This window comes from Methylocystis sp. (assembly GCF_051062815.1).
GTDB lineage: Bacteria > Pseudomonadota > Alphaproteobacteria > Rhizobiales > Beijerinckiaceae > Methylocystis.
On the sequence record NZ_JBPFDU010000051.1, the window covers coordinates 1 to 19,409 of the forward strand.

At 60.3% G+C, this 19,409-nt stretch carries 12 protein-coding genes, 5 pseudogenes and 1 riboswitch; of the genes and pseudogenes, 7 read left to right on the forward strand and 10 right to left on the reverse strand.

What is annotated here, in order from left to right:
- Positions 1 to 96 precede the first annotated feature (96 nt).
- The 8 genes and pseudogenes from ACR65W_RS07945 to ACR65W_RS07980 all read right to left on the reverse strand — a co-directional run bounded on the left by ACR65W_RS07945 (position 97) and on the right by ACR65W_RS07980 (position 6,874).
- Positions 97 to 1,305: an NnrS family protein gene (locus ACR65W_RS07945; RefSeq protein WP_109026892.1), complete on the reverse strand. Its 1,209-nt coding sequence runs from the start codon at positions 1,303 to 1,305 to the stop codon at positions 97 to 99.
- Between the two features lie 413 nt (positions 1,306 to 1,718).
- Positions 1,719 to 2,338, reverse strand: a pseudogene (gene nthA, locus ACR65W_RS07950) (nitrile hydratase subunit alpha).
- A gap of 72 nt (positions 2,339 to 2,410) precedes the next feature.
- Positions 2,411 to 3,331 (reverse strand): annotated as a pseudogene (locus ACR65W_RS07955) (SH3-like domain-containing protein); the annotation flags it as partial.
- Between the two features lie 292 nt (positions 3,332 to 3,623).
- Positions 3,624 to 4,349 carry an RNA polymerase sigma factor gene (locus ACR65W_RS07960; RefSeq protein WP_246716396.1) on the reverse strand — a complete coding sequence of 242 codons (726 nt, stop codon included), beginning with the start codon at positions 4,347 to 4,349 and terminating at the stop codon, positions 3,624 to 3,626.
- Positions 4,350 to 4,557: 208 nt separating this feature from the next.
- Positions 4,558 to 5,250, reverse strand: coding sequence for a hypothetical protein (locus ACR65W_RS07965; RefSeq protein ID WP_109026890.1), 693 nt, complete (start codon positions 5,248 to 5,250; stop codon positions 4,558 to 4,560).
- Between the two features lie 506 nt (positions 5,251 to 5,756).
- Positions 5,757 to 6,284 (reverse strand): DUF488 domain-containing protein, encoded by a 528-nt coding sequence (locus tag ACR65W_RS07970; protein WP_109026889.1) that lies wholly within the window; start codon positions 6,282 to 6,284, stop codon positions 5,757 to 5,759.
- A gap of 12 nt (positions 6,285 to 6,296) precedes the next feature.
- Positions 6,297 to 6,506, reverse strand: coding sequence for a DUF2945 domain-containing protein (locus tag ACR65W_RS07975; protein WP_109026888.1), 210 nt, complete (start codon positions 6,504 to 6,506; stop codon positions 6,297 to 6,299).
- Between the two features lie 83 nt (positions 6,507 to 6,589).
- Positions 6,590 to 6,874: an encapsulin gene (locus tag ACR65W_RS07980; RefSeq protein ID WP_245435091.1), complete on the reverse strand. Its 285-nt coding sequence runs from the start codon at positions 6,872 to 6,874 to the stop codon at positions 6,590 to 6,592.
- Positions 6,875 to 7,418: 544 nt separating this feature from the next.
- Positions 7,419 to 7,478: riboswitch (Fluoride riboswitch) on the forward strand.
- A gap of 115 nt (positions 7,479 to 7,593) precedes the next feature.
- Between ACR65W_RS07980 and ACR65W_RS07985 the strand changes: the two genes are divergently transcribed.
- Both ACR65W_RS07985 and ACR65W_RS07990 read left to right on the forward strand, forming a co-directional pair.
- The gene (locus ACR65W_RS07985) at positions 7,594 to 9,159 is read left to right on the forward strand and encodes an MFS transporter (RefSeq protein ID WP_245435089.1); all 1,566 of its coding nucleotides are present in this window, start codon (positions 7,594 to 7,596) and stop codon (positions 9,157 to 9,159) included.
- Positions 9,160 to 9,212: 53 nt separating this feature from the next.
- Positions 9,213 to 9,557, forward strand: a pseudogene (locus tag ACR65W_RS07990) (transposase); the annotation flags it as partial.
- A 46-nt stretch (positions 9,558 to 9,603) separates the two neighbouring features.
- Here the strand turns inward: ACR65W_RS07990 and ACR65W_RS07995 are convergent.
- Positions 9,604 to 10,239, reverse strand: a pseudogene (locus ACR65W_RS07995) (TniB family NTP-binding protein); the annotation flags it as partial.
- 548 nt (positions 10,240 to 10,787) lie between these two features.
- Between ACR65W_RS07995 and ACR65W_RS08000 the strand changes: the two are divergent.
- Complete coding sequence (locus tag ACR65W_RS08000) at positions 10,788 to 11,546, forward strand: DUF3600 domain-containing protein (protein WP_245435143.1); 759 nt, start codon at positions 10,788 to 10,790, stop codon at positions 11,544 to 11,546.
- 319 nt (positions 11,547 to 11,865) lie between these two features.
- Here the strand turns inward: ACR65W_RS08000 and ACR65W_RS08005 are convergent.
- Positions 11,866 to 12,354: pseudogene (locus ACR65W_RS08005) on the reverse strand (LysR family transcriptional regulator); the annotation flags it as partial.
- A 455-nt stretch (positions 12,355 to 12,809) separates the two neighbouring features.
- On the opposite strand from ACR65W_RS08005, the gene ACR65W_RS08010 reads away from it, so the two are divergent.
- From ACR65W_RS08010 to ACR65W_RS08025, 4 genes are all read left to right on the forward strand, one after another.
- Positions 12,810 to 13,892 carry an efflux RND transporter periplasmic adaptor subunit gene (locus ACR65W_RS08010; protein ID WP_245435086.1) on the forward strand — a complete coding sequence of 361 codons (1,083 nt, stop codon included), beginning with the start codon at positions 12,810 to 12,812 and terminating at the stop codon, positions 13,890 to 13,892.
- Positions 13,893 to 13,902: 10 nt separating this feature from the next.
- Positions 13,903 to 17,046: an efflux RND transporter permease subunit gene (locus ACR65W_RS08015; protein ID WP_109026884.1), complete on the forward strand. Its 3,144-nt coding sequence runs from the start codon at positions 13,903 to 13,905 to the stop codon at positions 17,044 to 17,046.
- Positions 17,047 to 17,132: 86 nt separating this feature from the next.
- Positions 17,133 to 18,419, forward strand: coding sequence for a TolC family protein (locus ACR65W_RS08020; RefSeq protein ID WP_109026883.1), 1,287 nt, complete (start codon positions 17,133 to 17,135; stop codon positions 18,417 to 18,419).
- 311 nt (positions 18,420 to 18,730) lie between these two features.
- The gene (locus tag ACR65W_RS08025; RefSeq protein ID WP_434500822.1) at positions 18,731 to 19,294 is read left to right on the forward strand and encodes a helix-turn-helix domain-containing protein; all 564 of its coding nucleotides are present in this window, start codon (positions 18,731 to 18,733) and stop codon (positions 19,292 to 19,294) included.
- The last annotated feature ends 115 nt before the right edge of the window (positions 19,295 to 19,409 follow it).

Consider the following 19,409-nt stretch of genomic DNA (forward strand, 5'->3'; position numbering starts at 1 on the left):
ATTTATAGCATCGCACGCAAGCATAGCCCGCTTGGCATGTTTGCCCTCGGGTGAGAAACGTCGGCAAGCTTGGTCGACCTTTCCGGGAACTGGCCTTTAGGCGGTTTGATGCAAGCGCCTCGTCGTCACCATCCCGAAATAGAGCACCACGAAGAGGCCGTAGGCCAGGCTCCACATCCCGCCGGCGACCGCGAGGGCTGCGAAGTAGTGCTCGCCCATGAAAGGCGCGCCGATGCGCAGGATGGCCGCCAAAGTTATGGCGACGTAGATCGCGGCCGTCCACCGATCTGCGAGGAGCGGGCGACCGGTGTGGCCGCGCGTTGCGCGGGTCATCACCGCGAGCGTCATTGTTCCGATGGCGCCGACGGTGAGGGCATGCAGAGGCGCGGCAGGACCCGCGACTCCCCATAGTTCATTGCCGCCGATGAGCAGGAAGCCCAAGGGCACCCAGCCATAGCCCAGATGCAGCACGAAGAGCATCGGTTCCGCGCGCGTGCTGACGCCGCGCCAGCGGATAAGACGTAGAAAGAGCGCCGCGCCGGCGATAATGAGCGGAGCCGCGGTAAGTCCGGCGTCGGGAAACGCGACCCAGGCGACGAGCGCCACGAGCGTCGCCGCGAGCGCGAAACGATCGAGCGCGCCGAAAGGCGCGGGCTCCACTTCAGCTGGCGAATTCTTCGCCAGCCAGTTGCGGGTGAAGCTCGGCGCGATGCGCCCCCCGATGATGGCGATGAGCATGATGAGGGTCGCGACGCCGACGCGGGCCCCGATGGCGCCCGTCGCGGCAAGGTCCATCGCTTCGAGATGCGTGAGCAGATTCCCGAAGAACAGAAGCGCGAGAGCGGCGACCATGGGCAAGTTGCGCCAGTTTCGCCCCGTGGCGATCTCGCGCGCGACAACGAAGATAAAGACCGCCGGGAAAGCGAGGTCGAGCGCCGCGGAGACAAGCGCAGGCGCACTATTCGAAGTCAGGACGGCGATGCGGCCGAGAAGCCAAAGGGCGACGAGGCCGGCGAGCGGCGCGCCTTGCAGGGGCAGCCGACCGGTCCAGTTTGGAATGGCCGTCAGCAAGAATCCCGCGACGACGGCGCCGCCAAAACCGAAGGCCATTTCATGCGCGTGCCAGAGAGAGGGCGCGAAGCGTGTCGGCAGTTCGGCCGCCGCCTCCAGATAGGCGATGGAGAGCGGCAGCCCGACAGCGGCCCAGAGCGCGGCAAAAAGGAAGAAGGGGCGGAAACCCGCGGAAAGAAAGATCGCCACAGGGTTTTGACTCGCCTGAGCGCGATATCGCGGAATTGGAGGCATCGTTGACTTCCCCTTTGGAATTGATGATGGGCTGGCGCTCGGTCACCAACGCACACATCGAGCGCGCAGGTCGCGAGCCTCTCGTTAGAAACCAAGCGGAATGTCACAGAGGGGAGGGGAAGATCAATAGGCCTTCTCTTGCGACACCATTCCTTCTTCTACGCGGATTCCCCGCAGATCGCGAAGGCGTTGCAGGGAAAGCGTCGCGCGCCACGGGTGTGGGCTGCGCTGGGGTTTTTCGCCCTTGTGACCGCGACGATATAGATATCGACGACTTCTTCCGCGAACCGCCGCGGGCAGCTGAGCGATAGTGGCCGAATTCGATAACGCGATGGCCAAGCCGAACTCGCGTCACTGCCACTCGTGGTCAAACCGCGGCGCTCCCTGATCAGTGGTGCAGGATCCGTGCAACCTCATGATGGCGCTCCGGCCAGCGCGACGCCCATCATCGACTCGGTCGTCACGAGCTCCATCAGCTGCGCCTCAGTAAAATCCTCTGTCGCTGCTGGCCTTTCAGGAATTACGAACCACCGCGCCGTCCCGCTGCTGTCCCACACCCCGATCTCCGTTTCCTCGGGCAGGTGGACGCCAACCTCGGCGAGCACTTTCCGCGGCTCGCGGGCCGCGCGGGCGCGAAATACCGGATCCTTGTACCAGTACGGCGGTAACCCCAGCACCGGCCATGGAAAGCACGAGCAGAGCGAGCAGATGATCAGATTGTGCACCCCGGGCGCGTTGGCGACCGCCCGCAGGTGCTCGCCTCGGCGCCGGCCATTCCCTCGGGCAGGTCGAGTTCGGCAATTGCGGCCGGGGTGTCGGCCAGCAGCCGGGCCAAGAAGCCCGCGTCGGTCCACGCCCGCACGACGATCTTCTTGCCGTTGAGCGGCGTCATCTCCGATTCGAAGTAGGCCAGCACCTTATCGACGGTCTGGGGCGTGATGACGCCGTTTTCGATCAGAAGCGATTTCAGCGCAGCGACTTTGGCCGCGCTGGACTTCTCGCGGTCCTGCGGATACTTGAACTGGCCGCTCATGCAGGTTCCTCCAAGTATGCCTCGAACAGTTCGGCGTAAAGCGTCTGCGCGCCGGGTTCCGCGCGCGGGACCCCACAATTCGGTCGGCGTGAACTCGACGATGTAGACGGGCATTGGATCGCCGATGCCGTCGCCAGTGTGCCAGAAGTAGGCGTAGTCGCCTTCGAGCACCTGCGCCACCGTGCCGCTCCGCCCCCGCAGATAGCCGGGCAGGCGAGTGTGCGCGCCAGCTGGGACATTTGCGATCCGGACCCGCTGCCCGACGGCGAACTTCGGATGCGCGACGTCGCGCCGCGGGCTGTCGCCGCTGCGTAGATATGCGATGATCTGCTCGTCGATGGCTTCAGCCCGATCGGGTCCCCCTGGCCGAGCGCCGTCCGGCCTGGCCGCTTCGCCACGCAGTTCGCTTGTCCGCGAGGCTAATTCGTCCTCGCGCAGGTATCCCTTGTCGACGAGGAATGGGGATGCCGCTGAGCCACTTCTCGTAGTAACGGAATTTGAAGTAGTCGAATGGATCCATCGTCTCGGCGCCAGCGCGCAGATCCGCCCTGTCCACATGTCGCGGAAGCGGTCGGCACGTCGGCGATCGCGCAGGCCGGCACGGACGAGTCGAGATGGCCCGAGAGAGCCATCATCGCCACATAGATGCCGAATATCCGATTTCCCACTGCCTCGGCAGGCTGGTTCAGAAAAAAGGGTCAATTCGGATCTGGAGCGCTTTTCCGACGTTGTCCAAAATAGGCTCAGAGTTGTGGAAGGCAAAGGCCGCAACACGCCGACGGTGGAATGGGAGGATCCAGGGGCGACGCGCGCGGAAGATGCGGAGCGGCGGCGCATGAGCGCATGACGAATAAAGAAGTTGTCGCGCTGGTTTTTCAAGGCGGCGGCGCGCTCGGCGCCTATTAGGCGGGCCCGTTCGGGGCGCTCGCGGCGGGGATATTGTCCGAAGGGGCTCGCCGGCATTTCGATCGGCGCGATCAACGTCGTGATCATTTGCGGCAATCATCTGGAAAAGCGCGTCGAGCGCCTGCGCGCCTTTTGGGAACGCGTGATAAGCAGGACGCCCCTTCCCTTCAATCTGGACGGATTCCTCGGTCCCATTTTTGCCAACGCCAGCGCAAATCCCCTAGCGACGGTTGGCGCGCCCGGTTTTTAGGCTGCGTCTACCGCCTCCGGCCCTCTTATGCCCTATTCAGCGTCCGGCTATCCCACCTCATATCTTCCCTTCCGAATAGTTCCATCAAGCAGGCTTATGCGGCTGAGGTACGGGGCTCTCGACCCGCCGCTACTCTTCGCTGGCCAGCCCTTCCGCTTTACAGCGTTCGAGGACACCGGTCACGATGCGGTCGCACCGCTCGCCGGCGAAGGCGAAAACGTCGCTTAAGCCCGCGTCCATCTCCTGGGCAAGGCTTTCGCGCAACAGGCTGCGAGCTCGGAAGAAGCGCGTACGCACCGTCGCCTCGGGGATCTCCAGCGCCTCGGCGATTTCTTCGACGCTCATCTCCTCGATCGCGCGCAGCATGAACACCGTCCGGAAGGCCTCCGGCAGAAGGTCGATGCGCGCCTCCAAGAGCTTGCGCATCTGAACCCGCATCATCGATTGTTCTGGGCTACGCTCAGGCTCATCGTTCAGCGCTGTCTGGGCTTCAGATTCATGGGGCGTCATGGCAGCTTCCAAAGGAATGATCTGGGCACTCTTTCGCCGCAAGCGGCCGAGCGCTTCATTGGTCGTGATCCGCACAAGCCAGGTAGAGAGCTTGCTCTCGGCGCGATAGTTTCCAAGCGCGCGCCACGCCCGCAGATAGGCGTCCTGGACGACATCCTCCGCCTCCGCATCATTGTGCACGATGCTACGCGCCGTACGGAACAGAAGCTGGTTGTGCCGTCGCATGATGGCTTCGAACGCCACTCCGTCACCGTCAGCGGCGCGCGAGATCAGCTCTGCCTCCGGCGTGGTTTTCGAGAAGCTATTTGCCGCCTGACGCTGAAGTGATTGCATTTTCGCCTCCATTCATTGAACAGGTAGGCTACCGGCGTGCCTTTGCCGGCGCTGCCGCTATAGGGATCGCGCGCGCCGCGTCTTCCGGATCGCGCAGCAATTCCATCATGCCCGCGACCATCGCGAAAGCGATCAACGCGTCGATGAGTATCACGGCTCCTTTCCGGGCGTACGGGCAATGGCGGGGCGCCGTTCCGTCGTCGCCCTTGGCGTTGTCCGACTAATTCTCGAACTTCGTTGGGAAGGCGGCGATCAAACCGTTGGTCAGGGCATCGGCCAGCATCATCATATGAGCTTCGGCCTTTCCATATTCGGCGATGCCGTCGGCATATTTGCCCTGCAAAAGCCCCGTGGCGTAGACCACAGTTGTGTCGATATGCCCCTTGAGCATGTCGCGTACCGTGGTTTGCGGCCAGTTCTTGTTCGCCTTGGCGAGAAAATCGGCAATTTCCTGCGCGTTTGCGTAGGCGGCTGCGACGGCCTTGTCGGTGGCCGGCTTGTCGCCGGCCTTGGCGGCTTTCACGACCTCGACGGCTGCGCCGATATGCTCCTGAAGCAGCTTGGTGAGCGCGTTACCAGCTGCATCGCCATAGAAGGGCTTGATAGCGTCGCCGATATCGGCCTGGTTCTGCATCAGCCGCGCTGCGGTGGCGTCGAAAGATGGCGAGCCGTTGGCCAAGGCCGTGACTGCCGCATAGGTCCATTCCATATGCTGAGCCCACAATTCACGCATCGCATTATTGAGCGCGAGTCCGCTCGGGCTGCGAATGATCTGCGCGGCTTCGGTGTGCGAGGTGTTAACGGAATAGGCGGCGGTCGGGCGGAAAACGGGAGTAGCCATAAGTGCGGCGGCGAAGCCCGCAAGGGCGAGGCGGCGATTAACGGCCCGGTGGAACATCTGCACGCGTGTCATGACGGTTCTCCTTGGTCGATCAGTTTGCGTAGCGGCCGGTGTGATCGACTCGATGCGGCCCCGTATATTCGATGCGACCCTTTCGCGCTGCGTTCCCGTTGCACGAGATTTTTTTGGGGGAAAAGAGAAAGCTTCCGAGCACGTCGAGCGGCAGAGTACGGTCAGCTCTAAAACATCCTGCGACAACACAAGCGCTGGATAGGCTCTCATTACTTCGTAAACGGGCTGCGGAGGCGCTAAAACTCATAGCGCCTCCGCTATCGCACCAGCGTGATTTTACGGGGGTTCCCGACGGTACGATATTTCTGTGCAGAGCGGTAGCTGCCGCTCAGTTTTTCTCCGCACTTGCGCCCTGTATATTAGATGCGACCATTCCGTGCTGCGTTCCCGATGCAGAAATATTTTTAGCTTTAGGCGTGTGGCCGGGTTTGTTCGCTTGGGCGCGAGCATCGAGGCGTTGCTCGAAGCTCTGGCGTCGAAGCGCTGCCAATGCTGCGAGCGGCGGACTACGGATAGATCACGGCGCCGTCAGGTTGAATGACCGCGCCTGGAGTGAGATGGGCCGGCTCCAGACGACCTTCCCCCATAATGTGGAAAACGGTCTCCCCGCTGGCGATAAGATAATCGGCGACGATGCGGCGGTGGCATCGCCACCATACGGCTTCCGAACACATGATGGTACAGCGCCGCTTGCGTCCTCTGTCCAAGAGGTGTTGGAGGCCTGCCTGAAACTGTGCAGTAAGCGCATAATCGGCGTAGTTGTGGAAACTCTCGTTCGTCCAGAAGGCGTTGACAGTCGGAGATATGCCGCGTGACCTTCCACGAAGGCCACCGAGGGCAGCCATATGTTCATAAGAGATGGCGACGGCCGCCAAGGCGCCGGGAAGCGTGTTCTTGTCGAACTGTGGATTGGTTCGTGACTTCGGAATCGTTCTGATGTCCGCGACAAGAGCGATATCGGCTTCGCGCAGTAGACCGATGAAAGCCTCGAGGGTTCGGTTGGAATGGCCGATGGTGAAAAACGGAAGCTTCACGCGCGGCCTTCGTTATGCATAGTCGAGCGCGCCGCCCTTATGCGCTGCGATGTGATCTGTCTTGTCGCTTTTGATTTCGTACTGGGGATCGTCTTTCGACGCGTGATGCGTGTGGCCTTTATAATCGAAATCTCTAATGTGAATGGCGATGATAGTCCCCGACACGCGTCCGGCCTCGGAGTTCCAGCTCACATGATCGCCGATCTTAAACTTCCTTGCCATCGCCGCGTCCTCCCGGTTCCAAGAAGCGCTTCTCCCAAACAGATGGATCCGAAGTCTATGCCCGGCGCCAGCACCACGGAAGCCTAGGTCGTCGGCAGCCGGAAGGTGAAGGTCTCCAGAAAATTCAGTTCGACGGCCGTGCTGGAATAGCTCGTGTAACCAACGGATATGTCCCGACCGATATCTAACTCGAAGTCACCGCTGCAGGTCGTGCGCACGACGCCGCCTTCAATGGCGGGCGCCCAGATGATCCCTCCGTCCACCACACGCTCAAGATGGTGAAAAACCGGATAGCCCTGGACGCTTCCACCACTCGCGGCGGTGTAGGTGTCTAGCCCGAGCATGAGCGCGTACGGACCATGTCGCACAACTGGCTGAGCGAGGCGCTTGGGTAACCCGGACGTTGGAAGGCAGCACAACGCCCTGATTGCTGCTGGCCTCGCGAATGGTGAATGCCTGCCGCAGCGCACCCATCGGACACAGCGCGATCCTTTGCAAAGGGGATTTCCCGGGCACCCAATCTGAATCCATTGCGCCGCGCTCCACGTCGTCGATCGATTGCCGCGTCAGACCGTCTGGAATACGATCCAGAACGACTTGCCGACCAAGAAACAGCAGATGACGACGGCGGGGACGAAGATGACTGCTGAATGGGACAGGTTCACGCTACGGAAATTGCCATGCTGAGGCTGATACTGATAGCAAACAGCCACGTTACCATTTTGCCAAGCCTTTGTATCAACCCGCCAATTTTGAATCCAACAACGGGCACGCAATTAGCCGATGAAGACGGCAAAGATGCAGCTTGCGTGATCGGTGAGCAATTTTCTGTCTTTCACCCAAGGATGGCGTCCTGTCTGATGTTCTTCCTGCTACTTTCACCATTGACAGGCTTAGGTCCGATTCAGTTATCCTTGTCCCGGCGATCGAGTTCGCGCTCAACCGCCTGCGGCTGATGACCCCTGCTCTACATTGTGTCGGAGTCCGTCGTTGCTCTAGTCGACAACCGCGGATGATGTCGCGTAATACCGCCCAGTAGCGATTATAGAACGGAGCGAGGGTGGCGATCATGGATAGGCCGGCCCGAATGATAGGCTGGCGATTCCTGCTGCTGAATGGCGCGGCGGGGGCGGCGAATGTCGTCATGCTCTCGAACGTTCCGGGCTACACGGTGCTCGCGCCCTATGCCGCCGGCAGTCTGCAGGGCGTGACGCCGAGCTTCGGCACCTGGGCGACCACCGACCACATGGTGGGAATCGCGCTCGGCCTGCCACTGTCGCGGTGGTTCTCCGGGCGCTTCGGCGACTATCGCGTGCTGATCGGCGCGCTCATGTTCTACGCCATCTTCTCGCTGATGTGCGCGGCGAGCGAAACCATCTGGTTTTTCGCGCCGATGCGATTTCTCCTCGGCCTTGCCGGCGGCGTCGCCCTTCCGCTCGCCCAATCCGTGACGCTTGCGCAATATCCGGATCACCAGCGCACGCTCGGCGTCGGCTTCTGGGGCGTCATGAGCATGGCGCCCTTCACCATCGGCGTATTCATGGGCGGCTTCTGGGCCGAATATTTCGACTGGCGCTGGCTATTTTATTCCAACGTCTTGGTCGTGATGCCCGTCGCGGCGATCATTGCCGCGCTGTTCTACCGGCGCGGCTTTCAGCGCCGCATGACGCGCTTCGATACGATCGGCTTCATTCTGCTCGCCGCGGTGCTGCTCGGCGTGCAGACGATTCTCAACATGGGCAATGATTTCGACTGGTTCGCGGAGCCTCTCCTCGGATGGCTGCTGCTCGTCGTGCTGCTGGCGCTGCCGATGTTCATCTTTTGGGAGTTCGGCGAACGACGGCCCGCGCTAGACCTGCGTCTGTTTCTGCATCGCAACTTCGCCATCGCGACTTTCTGCTCGATCGTCGGCTTCCTGGTGATTCAGGGCCTGCTCTCGGTGTTCATCGTGCAATTGCAGGTGCTGCTCGGCTACACGTCCTCGCTCGCCGGCATGGTCTATCTGATCATGATTTTTCTGGCGATGGCGGCCGCGGCCGTCGTGCATGAAATCACGAGGAACGTCGACGCGCGACTGATCGTGTTCCTCAACTTCATCGGTCTCGCAGTGACCTTTGTCTGGCTCGGACAATACGACAAGAACGCCTATTTCGATGACGTCAAGACGCCGATGTTCTTTTTCGGCTTCTCGCTCGCGATGTTCTTTGCGCCGCTCGCGACCCTCGCCATGACCGGGCTCGTCGGCGAACGACTGATCCGCGCGGCGGAAGAGCTCGCGATGCTGCGCACCGTGGCCGGCGCCCTGGGCATCTCGCTGCTCGGCGTTCTCTTCTTCCGCCGAACGCCGTTCCATCAGCTCGATCTCGCCGATCATTTCGGCGGACGGCGCTTCGCCTCGCTCGACCTGCTCGCCACTTTCCTGGATCGCATGCAGGCGATGGGCATGTCGCCCACCGCCGCGCAGAGCCGCGCGGCGCAGCTCATTCGACAGCAGGCGTCGATCCTCGCGCTCAACGACGTCTTTCTGTTCGGCGCAATGGCGTTCATCCTGCTCTCGGGAGTCGTCTGGCTCGCCTATCCAAGCTACGCGTCCAAGAAGCGCAAACAATCGCTCGCACGGCTTTCCGCCGAGGAACTGATGGAGCAGCCCTGAGAGACCGTTTGAGAATGGTTGCGACGGAGATAGGGGCGTGATTCAAGCTAGGGATGTGGACCCGAGCGAATCGCGCCAAGATGGCCGCCATTGAGAAGAAAACCAAACGTTACCCGACGGATTAGACCGATGAGGAGTGGGAGCGCGTTGAGCCGTTCCTTCCCTCACCTGCGCGCAGAGGGCGCAAGCCTTCGGTCGACCCACGCGAGGTTTTGAACGCCATCCGCTACATCGCCCGCGCCGGCTGCGGCTGGCGCATGCTGCCCAAGGATTTTCCGCCCTGGCAAACCATCTACTGGTGGTTTCGCCGCTTCATGCGCCGTTTTCTGTTCGAGACCATCCACGACGTGGCGCTGATGATCGACCGGGAACGCGCTGACCGCGATGCGAGCCCGTCTGTCACGCTGCGCTTAATTGTAAGAATGCGCCAGTTCGCGCCCGTTGCTGCAGCATCCAACGCAATGATTTCGTGCTGAGCACGGAAGGATTACGTAGCGGCGTGTTACGCAGAGTGGACGCGACGAGCGATTCAAATTTCATCCGCCGCCCAACGGTTCAGCGTGAACTGTTCAAACCGGCGGGCAAGTTGAACGTCACCGCTGATGGCTTCGCGCGCTTCGTTGACGCCAAAGCAAACAAGCGAGATTTGAAGGCGATTGCTCAAGAATCGAAGGGTGTTCAGCACGACTCTCTGTTCGCGATAGGAACCGGCGAGAATATTGTGGACTTCGTCGATAACAAGAACTTGAACACCGAGATCCGCAATGCGGACTGCACCATCTGCGCAATGTCTGCGCGCGGACGCTGCGGCCCGCCAAGAAGCGTGAGCAGTTCAGCATAGAAGCGGCGTTCTCCAGGTCGACTGGTCATCTCCATCGCGAGCGCAGGCGTTCGGAGCGCTCCCGTGACCGCATTGAAGCCCGGCGGGTGTTCATCACGGAATCGCTTCATGATCATGGTTTTGCCCATGCCGCTGTCGCCATAAATCGCAACGGAAGGCCTCCTCCTTCCCCGAGGATGGTCGAGCAGGAGCCCCAAACGGTCGAGGGCCTGTTTGGCCCGCGGATAGTCGGCATAACGCGCCACGCTCGATCTGCAGCGTCGGCGTCAAACCGCGCTTCCTGAAGGGTTGGCGAAAATCGGACTGGTTCAGCATATGCGCTCCTATGCGCGCATTGCGTGGGGTCGCGCCATCAATGGCCAAGCGTGACCCTTATGATCTGACTGCCACGCTTGCCTCAGCGCGCCTCGGCGCAATTTGGCCGGCGTCGCCTTCATCGCGACGCTCCAATCTCCTTTGCCCGCGGTTCACGGCCGCGGGCCTTTTTTCAACTTCAGCCGGGATCCAGCTGCTCAGCCGCCGTGCGGACGTGCGCTCGCGAGGCTTTTTTGGTTTTGCGTGGCCTTGGCGCTATCGTCCCGCCTATGTGCGGACGCTTCATGCAGCATCTGTCCTGGGAAGAGCTTTTCTCCGGGGCTCCGTTAGCGCTTGGCCTTGTCGAAGGCTTCAAGCGGGGGCATGCTGATATTTGATACGCCGATCACAGGGCAAATGACCGCTCAGATGGGCAAGGGCGCACACAGAGGCCGGCTTCGATTCAAGAGTAATGAGCTTCGGGAGGAACTCCATGGAATCGAATGAAACGACTGCGCTCGAACAGTCTCGCGAATTTTCCGAAGCCGTAGGCCTGTTCGACTCGCTTGATAAGCTGCAGTCCGCCATTGACTATTTGATGACTCATGGATTCGATCGATCCGAAATCAGCCTGCTCACCGAAGACGCGAAGACGCGCGAAAAGATTGGATCGAAACGCTCGGTCGAGATCGAGGACAGCGATGAAGCTCCTCGCATTTCCTACATCGAAGCCGAGTCGCTTAATGAAGGCAAAGCTGCGCTCATCGGCCTGCTCTTCTATGTTGGCGCCATTGCTGGCGCGATCGCCGTTTGGACCATCTACGGCAGTTTCGCCGAGGCGATCGTTGCGGGCATTGGCGCTGGTATGGCCGCCAGCCTGGTTGGCGTGGGCGTCGGCGCATTCATTCGACGTCGTCAGCGCAATTGGGTGCAGGCGCAATTAGCGCGCGGCTGGCTTCCCCAAATCCAATCCGATAGTGCTAACTTTTTTCATGGACGCCTCCCTCGAGTGAGATTCAACACCTCCACTCTGGCACATCGAGGCCGTCGGGGGGCGTCCACCCCATCAGAGCCGTTTCAACAGCGTGCTAGTCGTTCTGAGCGACGATTGCGCTACCAGTACCTCTTGCTGACTTTCTCCGTTTCTTCGACGGAGATCGTTGCGATAAATTTCGCGACAACGCTCTCGCACCGATCGCCGGCGGTATTCCCGCCCTCTCGTGACCTGACGCCACCAACCGTAATCCCTTAAGGACGCGTTGCATGACATCATCCTCGCGCCCCGTGGCGTAGATGGCGTACGTGGAATATGAGAACTCAGGAGCTCGACTTACACGATGCAACCGTCCGTCGGCCAAAAATGGCTGCGCACCGCCAATACGAAAATACCCCGCTCCGCCGACGCTCAGTATAAAGGTCAACGCGAGCGGACCCAGCGATATTGACAAGGGCGCAATGCTCAGCTTGGGAAAAGCGGCCTGGTGATTGACAGCGAATTCTGGCCCCCAATCGACGAAAACATACTCATTTGGATCGATTCTACCCTTTGGGTCGGTTGTTACCTGAATCAATTTCTCTTCAATGAGCAGTTCGCAGACAAGATCAGACCGTTGCGGCGGATTATGGAGAACGGCGAGGTCAAGCGAGCCCTCCTGCACGCGCTCGAGAAGTCGCGCAGGGGTGTCAACGTCCGCTGTTATCGCTGTTTCATACGATTCCGCATGCATCCATATGAGCCAATCTGCTAGGAGCGGATACCAGAGACTGAATTCTCCACCTATGCTGAAACCACTCGCTCGCCCCACGGGCAGAGCCACTTGTCGACAAGCGCCCTCCCATAACTGAACCATCGTCGTCGCGTAGCGCGCGAAGCGTTCGCCCGCCGACGTCAGACGCGCGCCCGCTTTATTGCGAACGAAGAGTGGTCGCTTGAGCTGACTTTCTAGAGTTCGAATTCTGGCGCTCACCGCTGCTTGCGTCAGGTGTAGACGATCCGCAGCAGCAATGAAGCTTCCACTCGCAACCACTTCCAAGAAGGTCTTCGCTAGATTGACGTCCATATTTTACATATAAATTTCTTTTGTTCTATTTTCAACAATTTTGCGTTTGCGAAAAATGAATGCAACGGTCACTCTTGGGGCTCAATCCAGACGGTGGAGCCCAAGCACGACGCAATTGAGTTGAACATGTGGACAGCAGACCCAATAAGGTGAAAGCCCTATGCGCACAGCAGCTTCGACGCCACGGTTGATCGACGTAATTAAGCGAATCGCTTAGTTGGACGCGTCATCATGGCGCATGCGCACGCTATCCGCCGACGTTCCTGGAACGGACAATAACGCAACTCCCGAGCCGACATGCTGGCATCGAGAATGATGCAGTAAGCAGCAATCAACCTCCCTCGGAACACGCCGCAGCTCGCTGCCCCTAATGGCCAGAATCCGTTAATTCCCCAGAAGGTCTAATGCATCACGCCCGATACCTTGGCGCTCAGCGCTTGCTCCTGGCCCTTACAATGGCCATTCCCGTCCGGGCGAGTTCGGAAACGAACGCTGGCGCAGGTCACGAAGTCGTTCTTCAGTTCAACGAAGCGCAGATCCGTGCGGGTGGGATCGAGACTCAGCTAGTAGTGCATGAGTCGAGTTTGGGCGAACTAGTCGTGCCGGGGGTCGTCACCGTCCCCCCGCAGCAAATGCGTGTTGTCGCTGCGCCGGCTGCAGGCCTCGTCGAAACATTGCTTGTCGTACCTGACGAAGATGTGAAGCAGGGCGCGCCTATCGCCACGCTGAAATCTTGGGACCTGATCGAAGCGCAGAGAAGCTTTCTCCATGCGCTTTCAGCTGCGAATCTAGCAGCCGAGAAACTGCGGCGCGACGAACAACTGTTCAAAGAACATATCATTGCGGAGCGACGTCTAATCGTCACACGAGCCGAAGCTATCCAGGCGCGCTCAGCGCTAGAGGAACGTAAGCAAATATTGTCGCTCGTCGGAATGTCAGACGAGGACGTCGCCTCATTGCAGCGCGAACGAACACTCGCGAGTTCCCTCCAAGTGCGCGCGCCGATTGCCGGCACCATTCTGCAGCGCCATGGCAAAACGGGCGAGCGCGTTCAAGCCTCGACGCCCCTTGTTACGATCGCGTGCCTTGATCCGATTTGGGTTAATTTGCAAATACCGATTATTCGCGCTGCAGCACTTGAAAGTGTCGACCGTGTGCACCTGCCGATCGCCGGCCTCGACGGCAAACTCATTCGAATTGGCCGCTCAGTCGATACTCCCACGCAATCGGTAAATGCCGTAGCCGAATTTCGTCCTGGTCGCCGCCCGCTGCGCCCTGGCCAGGCTGTGCAAGCAATCCTACACATCAATGGCAATTCACGCACTCAATGGCGTGTTCCAGCGGATGCGGTCGTCAGCCACCAGAATCACAATTGGGTGTTCGTGCGTACAGCGGACGGTTTCGTCGCACGACCCGTGACCCTTGTTTCCGAAACGCCGCAATTCGCCTCCGTGCAGGGGTCTTTGAAAGCTGAAGAACGCGTCGCGACAGGCGGTCTATTGACCCTGCTGGCGGAACTCGCCGCGGCCGCGAAGTAATCAGGAAACAATGCTCGAAAAACTGATCCGCCTTGCGCTTGGACAACGGCTCCTGGTTCTCATCGCCGCGCTCGGACTCGCGGTCTGGGGCGCCGTCAGCTATTTCAAACTCCCAATCGACGCTTTCCCTGACGTCGCTCCAGCACAGGTGCTGGTCGCCATGCGTGCGCCGGGCCTCACGCCTGAGGAGCTGGAAGCTCGCGTCACAGCGCCGATCGAACTCGCCGCTAAAGGTATTCCTCATCTTGTCCGGATGCGCTCCATCACGCGCTATTCGGTGGCGTTGCTGACTTTCGAATTCGAGGAGGGAACCGACATTTATTGGGCGCGCGTACAAGTCAATGAGCGGCTTGCCTTAGCCCAGGATCAGTTACCCGATGGCGTCAGTGGCGGGCTTGCGCCGATCGTGACGCCGCTCGGCGAGATGCTGATGTTCACAATCGTGGGCGGTGATTTATCCCCGTCGGAACAGCGCACGCTTTTCGACTGGACGATTCGTCCCGCCCTCCGCGGCCTGCCTGGCGTCGCTGATCTCAATAGACTTGGCGGTTTCGTGCGCACATTCGAAGTCGCGCCATCGCCTTCCGCCATGGCGGCGCGCGGCGTTACAGTAAAGATGCTCGATTCGAGCCTTCGAAACAATAACAGAAATGACGGCGCCGGCCGCGTACGGGACGGCGAGGAGGCGCTGCTGGTGCGCGCCGAAGGGAGGTTACGTTCTCTCGACGATATTCGCTCGGTCGTCATCGCGGCGCACGACTCCGGCATCGTGCGTGTCGGCGACGTGGCAGAAGTGCGCTATGGCTCATTGGCGCGCAACGGCGTCGTCGTCCGCAATGGCGAGGACGAGGCGGTATGGGGCCTCGTGCTTGGCCTGCGCGGCGCCGATGCGCGCACCGTCGTAAGTGGCGTCAAGGCGAAACTCGCCGAACTCGAGCCGACCCTACCAAAGGGCGCCAGATTCGAAATCTTCTACGACCGCAGCGAACTGATCGGCAAGGCGGTGTGGACGGTGCAAAAGGTTCTACTCGAAGCGATCGTCCTCGTCGTGGTTCTGCTTGCACTATTCTTGGGCAATCTGCGCGCGGCGATCGTCGTCTCGGTCATCCTGCCGCTCGCCGCGCTCGCGACCTTCGGCATCATGCGGCTGTCGGGCCTCTCCGCCAATATCATGTCTCTCGGCGGCCTCGCTATCGCCATCGGCCTGCTCGTCGACTGCGCCGTTGTCGTCGTCGAGAATGTCGAGCATCGCATGGCGAATGCGCATGACGCGACTCTCTCTGACCGCATTTTCATGACTCTGGAGGCGACGAAAGAGGTCGCAACGCCGCTTGTCTCTGGCGTTATCATCATCGTCACCGTCTTCCTTCCGTTGCTCTCGCTCGAAGGGTTGGAAGGTCGTTTGTTTTCGCCCGTCGCGCTCACCATCGCATTCGCCCTCGGCTCTGCGCTCGTCCTGTCGCTAACCGTGGTGCCAGCGCTGAGCGCCACGCTGCTCAGGCCCGGTCATTCCGACGAGCCCTGGCTCGTGCGCAAGATCGCCGCGATCTACGAGCCCTTGCTCCTGCGCGCGCTCTCGAAGCCGTCGTGGGTCGCCGCCATCGCCTTCTTCGGCCTTATTGTCGCCGGCGTCGCCTATTCCCGCATCGGCCAGACATTCATGCCGGTGATGGACGAGGGAACGCCAGTCATCACTGTGCGCAAACATCCAACGGTTAGTGTCAAAGAAACCGCCGAGACCGACATGCGCATTCAACGCGAAATCATGAGTCGGGTGCCCGAAGTCAAGGGCATGATGGCGCGCGCCGGCGCTGACGAACTCGGCATCGACCCTGTCGGACTCAACGATACCGACAACTTCCTCTCACTCGCGCCGCCAAACGAATGGCGCGGCAAGGGCATGGCCTGGTTGATGGGCGAAATCCGCGCGGTGCTCGACTCCACGCCAGGCATTTCTTACGCCTTTTCGCAGCCGATCGACATGCGCGTGCAGGAGATGATCATCGGCGCGCGCGGCGATGTCGTTGTCAAAATCTTTGGTGACGACATCAACGAGCTCAATCGCCTCACACGCGACGTGGAGGAGATTCTGCGTAAGATCAAAGGCGCGCGCGACGTCTTCGGCCTGCAGAACGATGGCATGCGTTATCTCACCGCGCGCGTCGACCGGCTTGCCGCCGGACGCTTCGGTCTCAATGCTGAGGAGATCCAGGATGCGCTGCGCGTCTGGGTCGACGGACAACAAGTTGGCATTGTTCTCGAAGGACCGATACGCACGCCGCTTGTCATTCGTGGATCCGAAACTTCGCGCCGCTCTTCGGTGGACTTCGCGCGGCTGCCGGTGGTGTCTTCGGAAGGAAAAGTTGTCGAACTGTCGCAAATTGCCCAGGTGCAGGCGGAGGACGGCCCCATCCAAGTGATTCGTGAACAAGGTCGCCGATTCGCGACTGTGCTCGCCAACGTGTCGGAACGTGATCTCGTCGGCTTCGTTGACGAGGCGAAAAAGGCGGTCGGGCAAAATGTGAAGACGCCGCCGGGCTATCGTTACCAATGGGGCGGGCAGTTTGAGAACCAACAGCGCGCCTCAGCGCGTCTTGCCATCGTCGTGCCCATCGCGCTGGCGTTGATCTTTCTCCTGCTCTATCTGACCTTCAGTTCGATGCTGCAGGCGACGCTGGTATTTTGCAATGTGCCCTTTGCGGCGATTGGAGGCATTCTGGCCCTGTGGCTTTCGGGAGAATTCATGTCTGTGCCGTCGTCTGTCGGTTTCATTGCCCTTATCGGCATCGCCGTGCTCAACGGCGTTGTGCTGATCTCGTACATTAACAAGCTAGTCGCGGAAGGCACGCGCACGACGCGCGAAGCTGTCGTCGAGGGCGCGCGCCGGCGCATGCGGCCGGTGATGCTCACCGCGGCCATTGCAGCCTTCGGTCTAATACCCTTTTTGTTTGCACATGGGCCGGGCGCCGAGATCCAGCGGCCCCTCGCGGTCGTGGTCATCGGCGGACTGATTTCAGCGACCGTGCTGACGCTCGTGCTGCTGCCGATTCTTTACGATCGCTCCGCTAATCTTAGTCTTTTTCTACGCCAGAAGCTGAGCGCCCGTGGAACTCGATCGCCAACGGCTCGCTGGCGCGAGGACGCGCGTTTATGAGCTCTTGGTTGATCCTTGTCGCGGCAATATTTCTCGCCTATACGTCTTCCGCGTTACGCGCCGAAACTAAGGCGACACCCCCATTAATGCCAGCACAAGAAATGCTGCGCGTTGAAGTCCTTTTCGAGGGCAAGAAGAAGGTCCGGGTCAAACGCGCCAAGTCGTTACGTGTCGACAAGAGGCCGCGCGTCCGCAAGCCTGCATCCAATCAAGTGCTAGCCCAACATCTCGACATGGCCGTCGCTATCGATGCGCAAAGCAAGTCGCTTGAAGCGCAATATCGCGCGATCTCCGCGCGCTACGCCACCGCGAATTCGATCACGCCAGGATCGCCATATGTCGGCGGCTCGCAGCGTAGTGCGCTATCCGGAAACTTACGCAACTACAATGAACTGGAAATGGAAGCCGGCATGCCCCTATGGCTGCCGGGGCAGCGCGACGCCTTTGAGGCGACGGTGACGACCGGGATTCGCGAAGTTGAGCAACGCTTCGCGTTACGTCGGCTGGATGTCGCGGGCCTATTGCGTGACGCCTGGTGGAATGCGAGTCGCGCGGCGCGAAATGTCGCCGTTGCCCGGACGCGCGTGATGACAGCCCATGATATCGGCCGGGATATGACCCGCCGCGTCGAACTCGGCGACGCCGCCCAGAGCGACGCGCTGCTCGCGACGAACGAGACACTCGCCGCCGAAACGGAGCTCGCCCAGGCGGAAGGCGCCATGAAGGTTGCTCGGGTGAACTACATGGCGCTGACTGGCGGCGCGCCCCCGGAGGGCACGCTCGAATCGGTGCGTCCCGCAACTGATATAGAAGATCATCCAGCTTTGCGAACGCCGCGGGCAGCGCTCGTACGAGCTGAAGCCCAGCTGCGGCTCGTCGACGCGACACCCATCGCCAGTCCCGATATCGGCGTGTTCGGACGGCGCGAATACAACAATCAGTATTCGACCGACCCTTCGCAAATCGTCTCGAACCAACGCACGGATTCGACCACTATTGGCGTTCGCATTCGCATTCCATTGCCAACACCTGGTCGCAATGCGCCGAGACGCGCAGAAGCGCGAGCCGAAATGGATCGCGCCCGGGCCGAATATGATCGCGCCAAGCGCGTCGTAACGGCGGAGATAAAGGCGGCGCGCGTGATGCTCGCTGCTACGCGGCGCGCCGCTGAAATCGCCAACAACCGACTCTCAGTCGCCGATGAACAATTCGAACTGTCGCGCAAATCATATCGAATTGGCGAGGTAAGCGCGTTCGACCTCTATCGCGTGCGGCAGATCCAACTCGAGGCCCAGCGTATGCAGGCGAACGCCGCGATCAACGTTGGCGTCGCAATCTCGCGGCTCAACCAAGCGTTCGGTTACGCTCCATAGAGTTTTGTACCTATAATCAGTGGTTTACGCATCAAGGCCGCTGATGTTTCACGAAAGATGCCGATGCAGACCTTTATCGACTTGTGCTGACGGCGAACGAGCAAATAATCGTCGCGTGGCAAGGTCCTACAGCTCTAAATGGCGGACGCAAAGTGTACCACTAAACCGGCTTTGCTCTGTTATTTTTACGGCGGCGCAAAAGTGTACCGGTCCTGCTAGTGGGTCGCTTCAGCGAATTTGAATAGGGCGCTTCCCCCGGCTGGCTATCCCTGATTCGCTACTGCCATTGATTCGACCTTCAGGAGGCGAAGATGGCGCGGGAAGCAGTCGGCGTGAAGCGGTATGTGGTGCGCTTGAGCGGCGAGGAGCGGGCGCATCTGGAAGCCATGCTGCGCAAGGGCAAGTATGGGGCGAAGACGCTGATAAAGGCTCAAATTTTGCTGAAGGCGGACGTTACCGAGGCGGGCGAAGGCTTGAGCGACGGCGAGATCATCGAACAATTGGAGACGAGCGCGTCGATGGTCTATCGGGTGCGCAAGCAGCTCATAGAGGAGGGCTTCGCCGCGGTCTTGACGCGCAAGCCGCACACGCGTCCCTCCGTGCCGCGGATTTTTGACGGCGAGAAGGAAGCCAGGCTGATCGCCCTGTCCTGCTCGACGCCGCCGAAAGGCTATGCGCGCTGGACGTTGCGGCTGCTGGAAAAGAAAGTCGTCGAGCTCGAAATCGTCGAGACGGCGAGCGACAGCACGATCGGTCGTGTCTTAAAAAAACATTCTCAAACCCCATCGCAAGCAGCAGTGGGTGATTCCCCCGCAGGCCGACGCCAGCTTCGTCGCGGCGATGGAGGACGTTGTCAGGATACATCCTTTGATTAGAAAATCCCTGTTCGCGCGGCGCGTTGACATCATATTTGAGAATTTCGGCGCGCATTTTCGAGCTTTGACGCTTAAATTGAGAACTCCAGCGGCATCCCGAGCGCGGCGTAGGCGA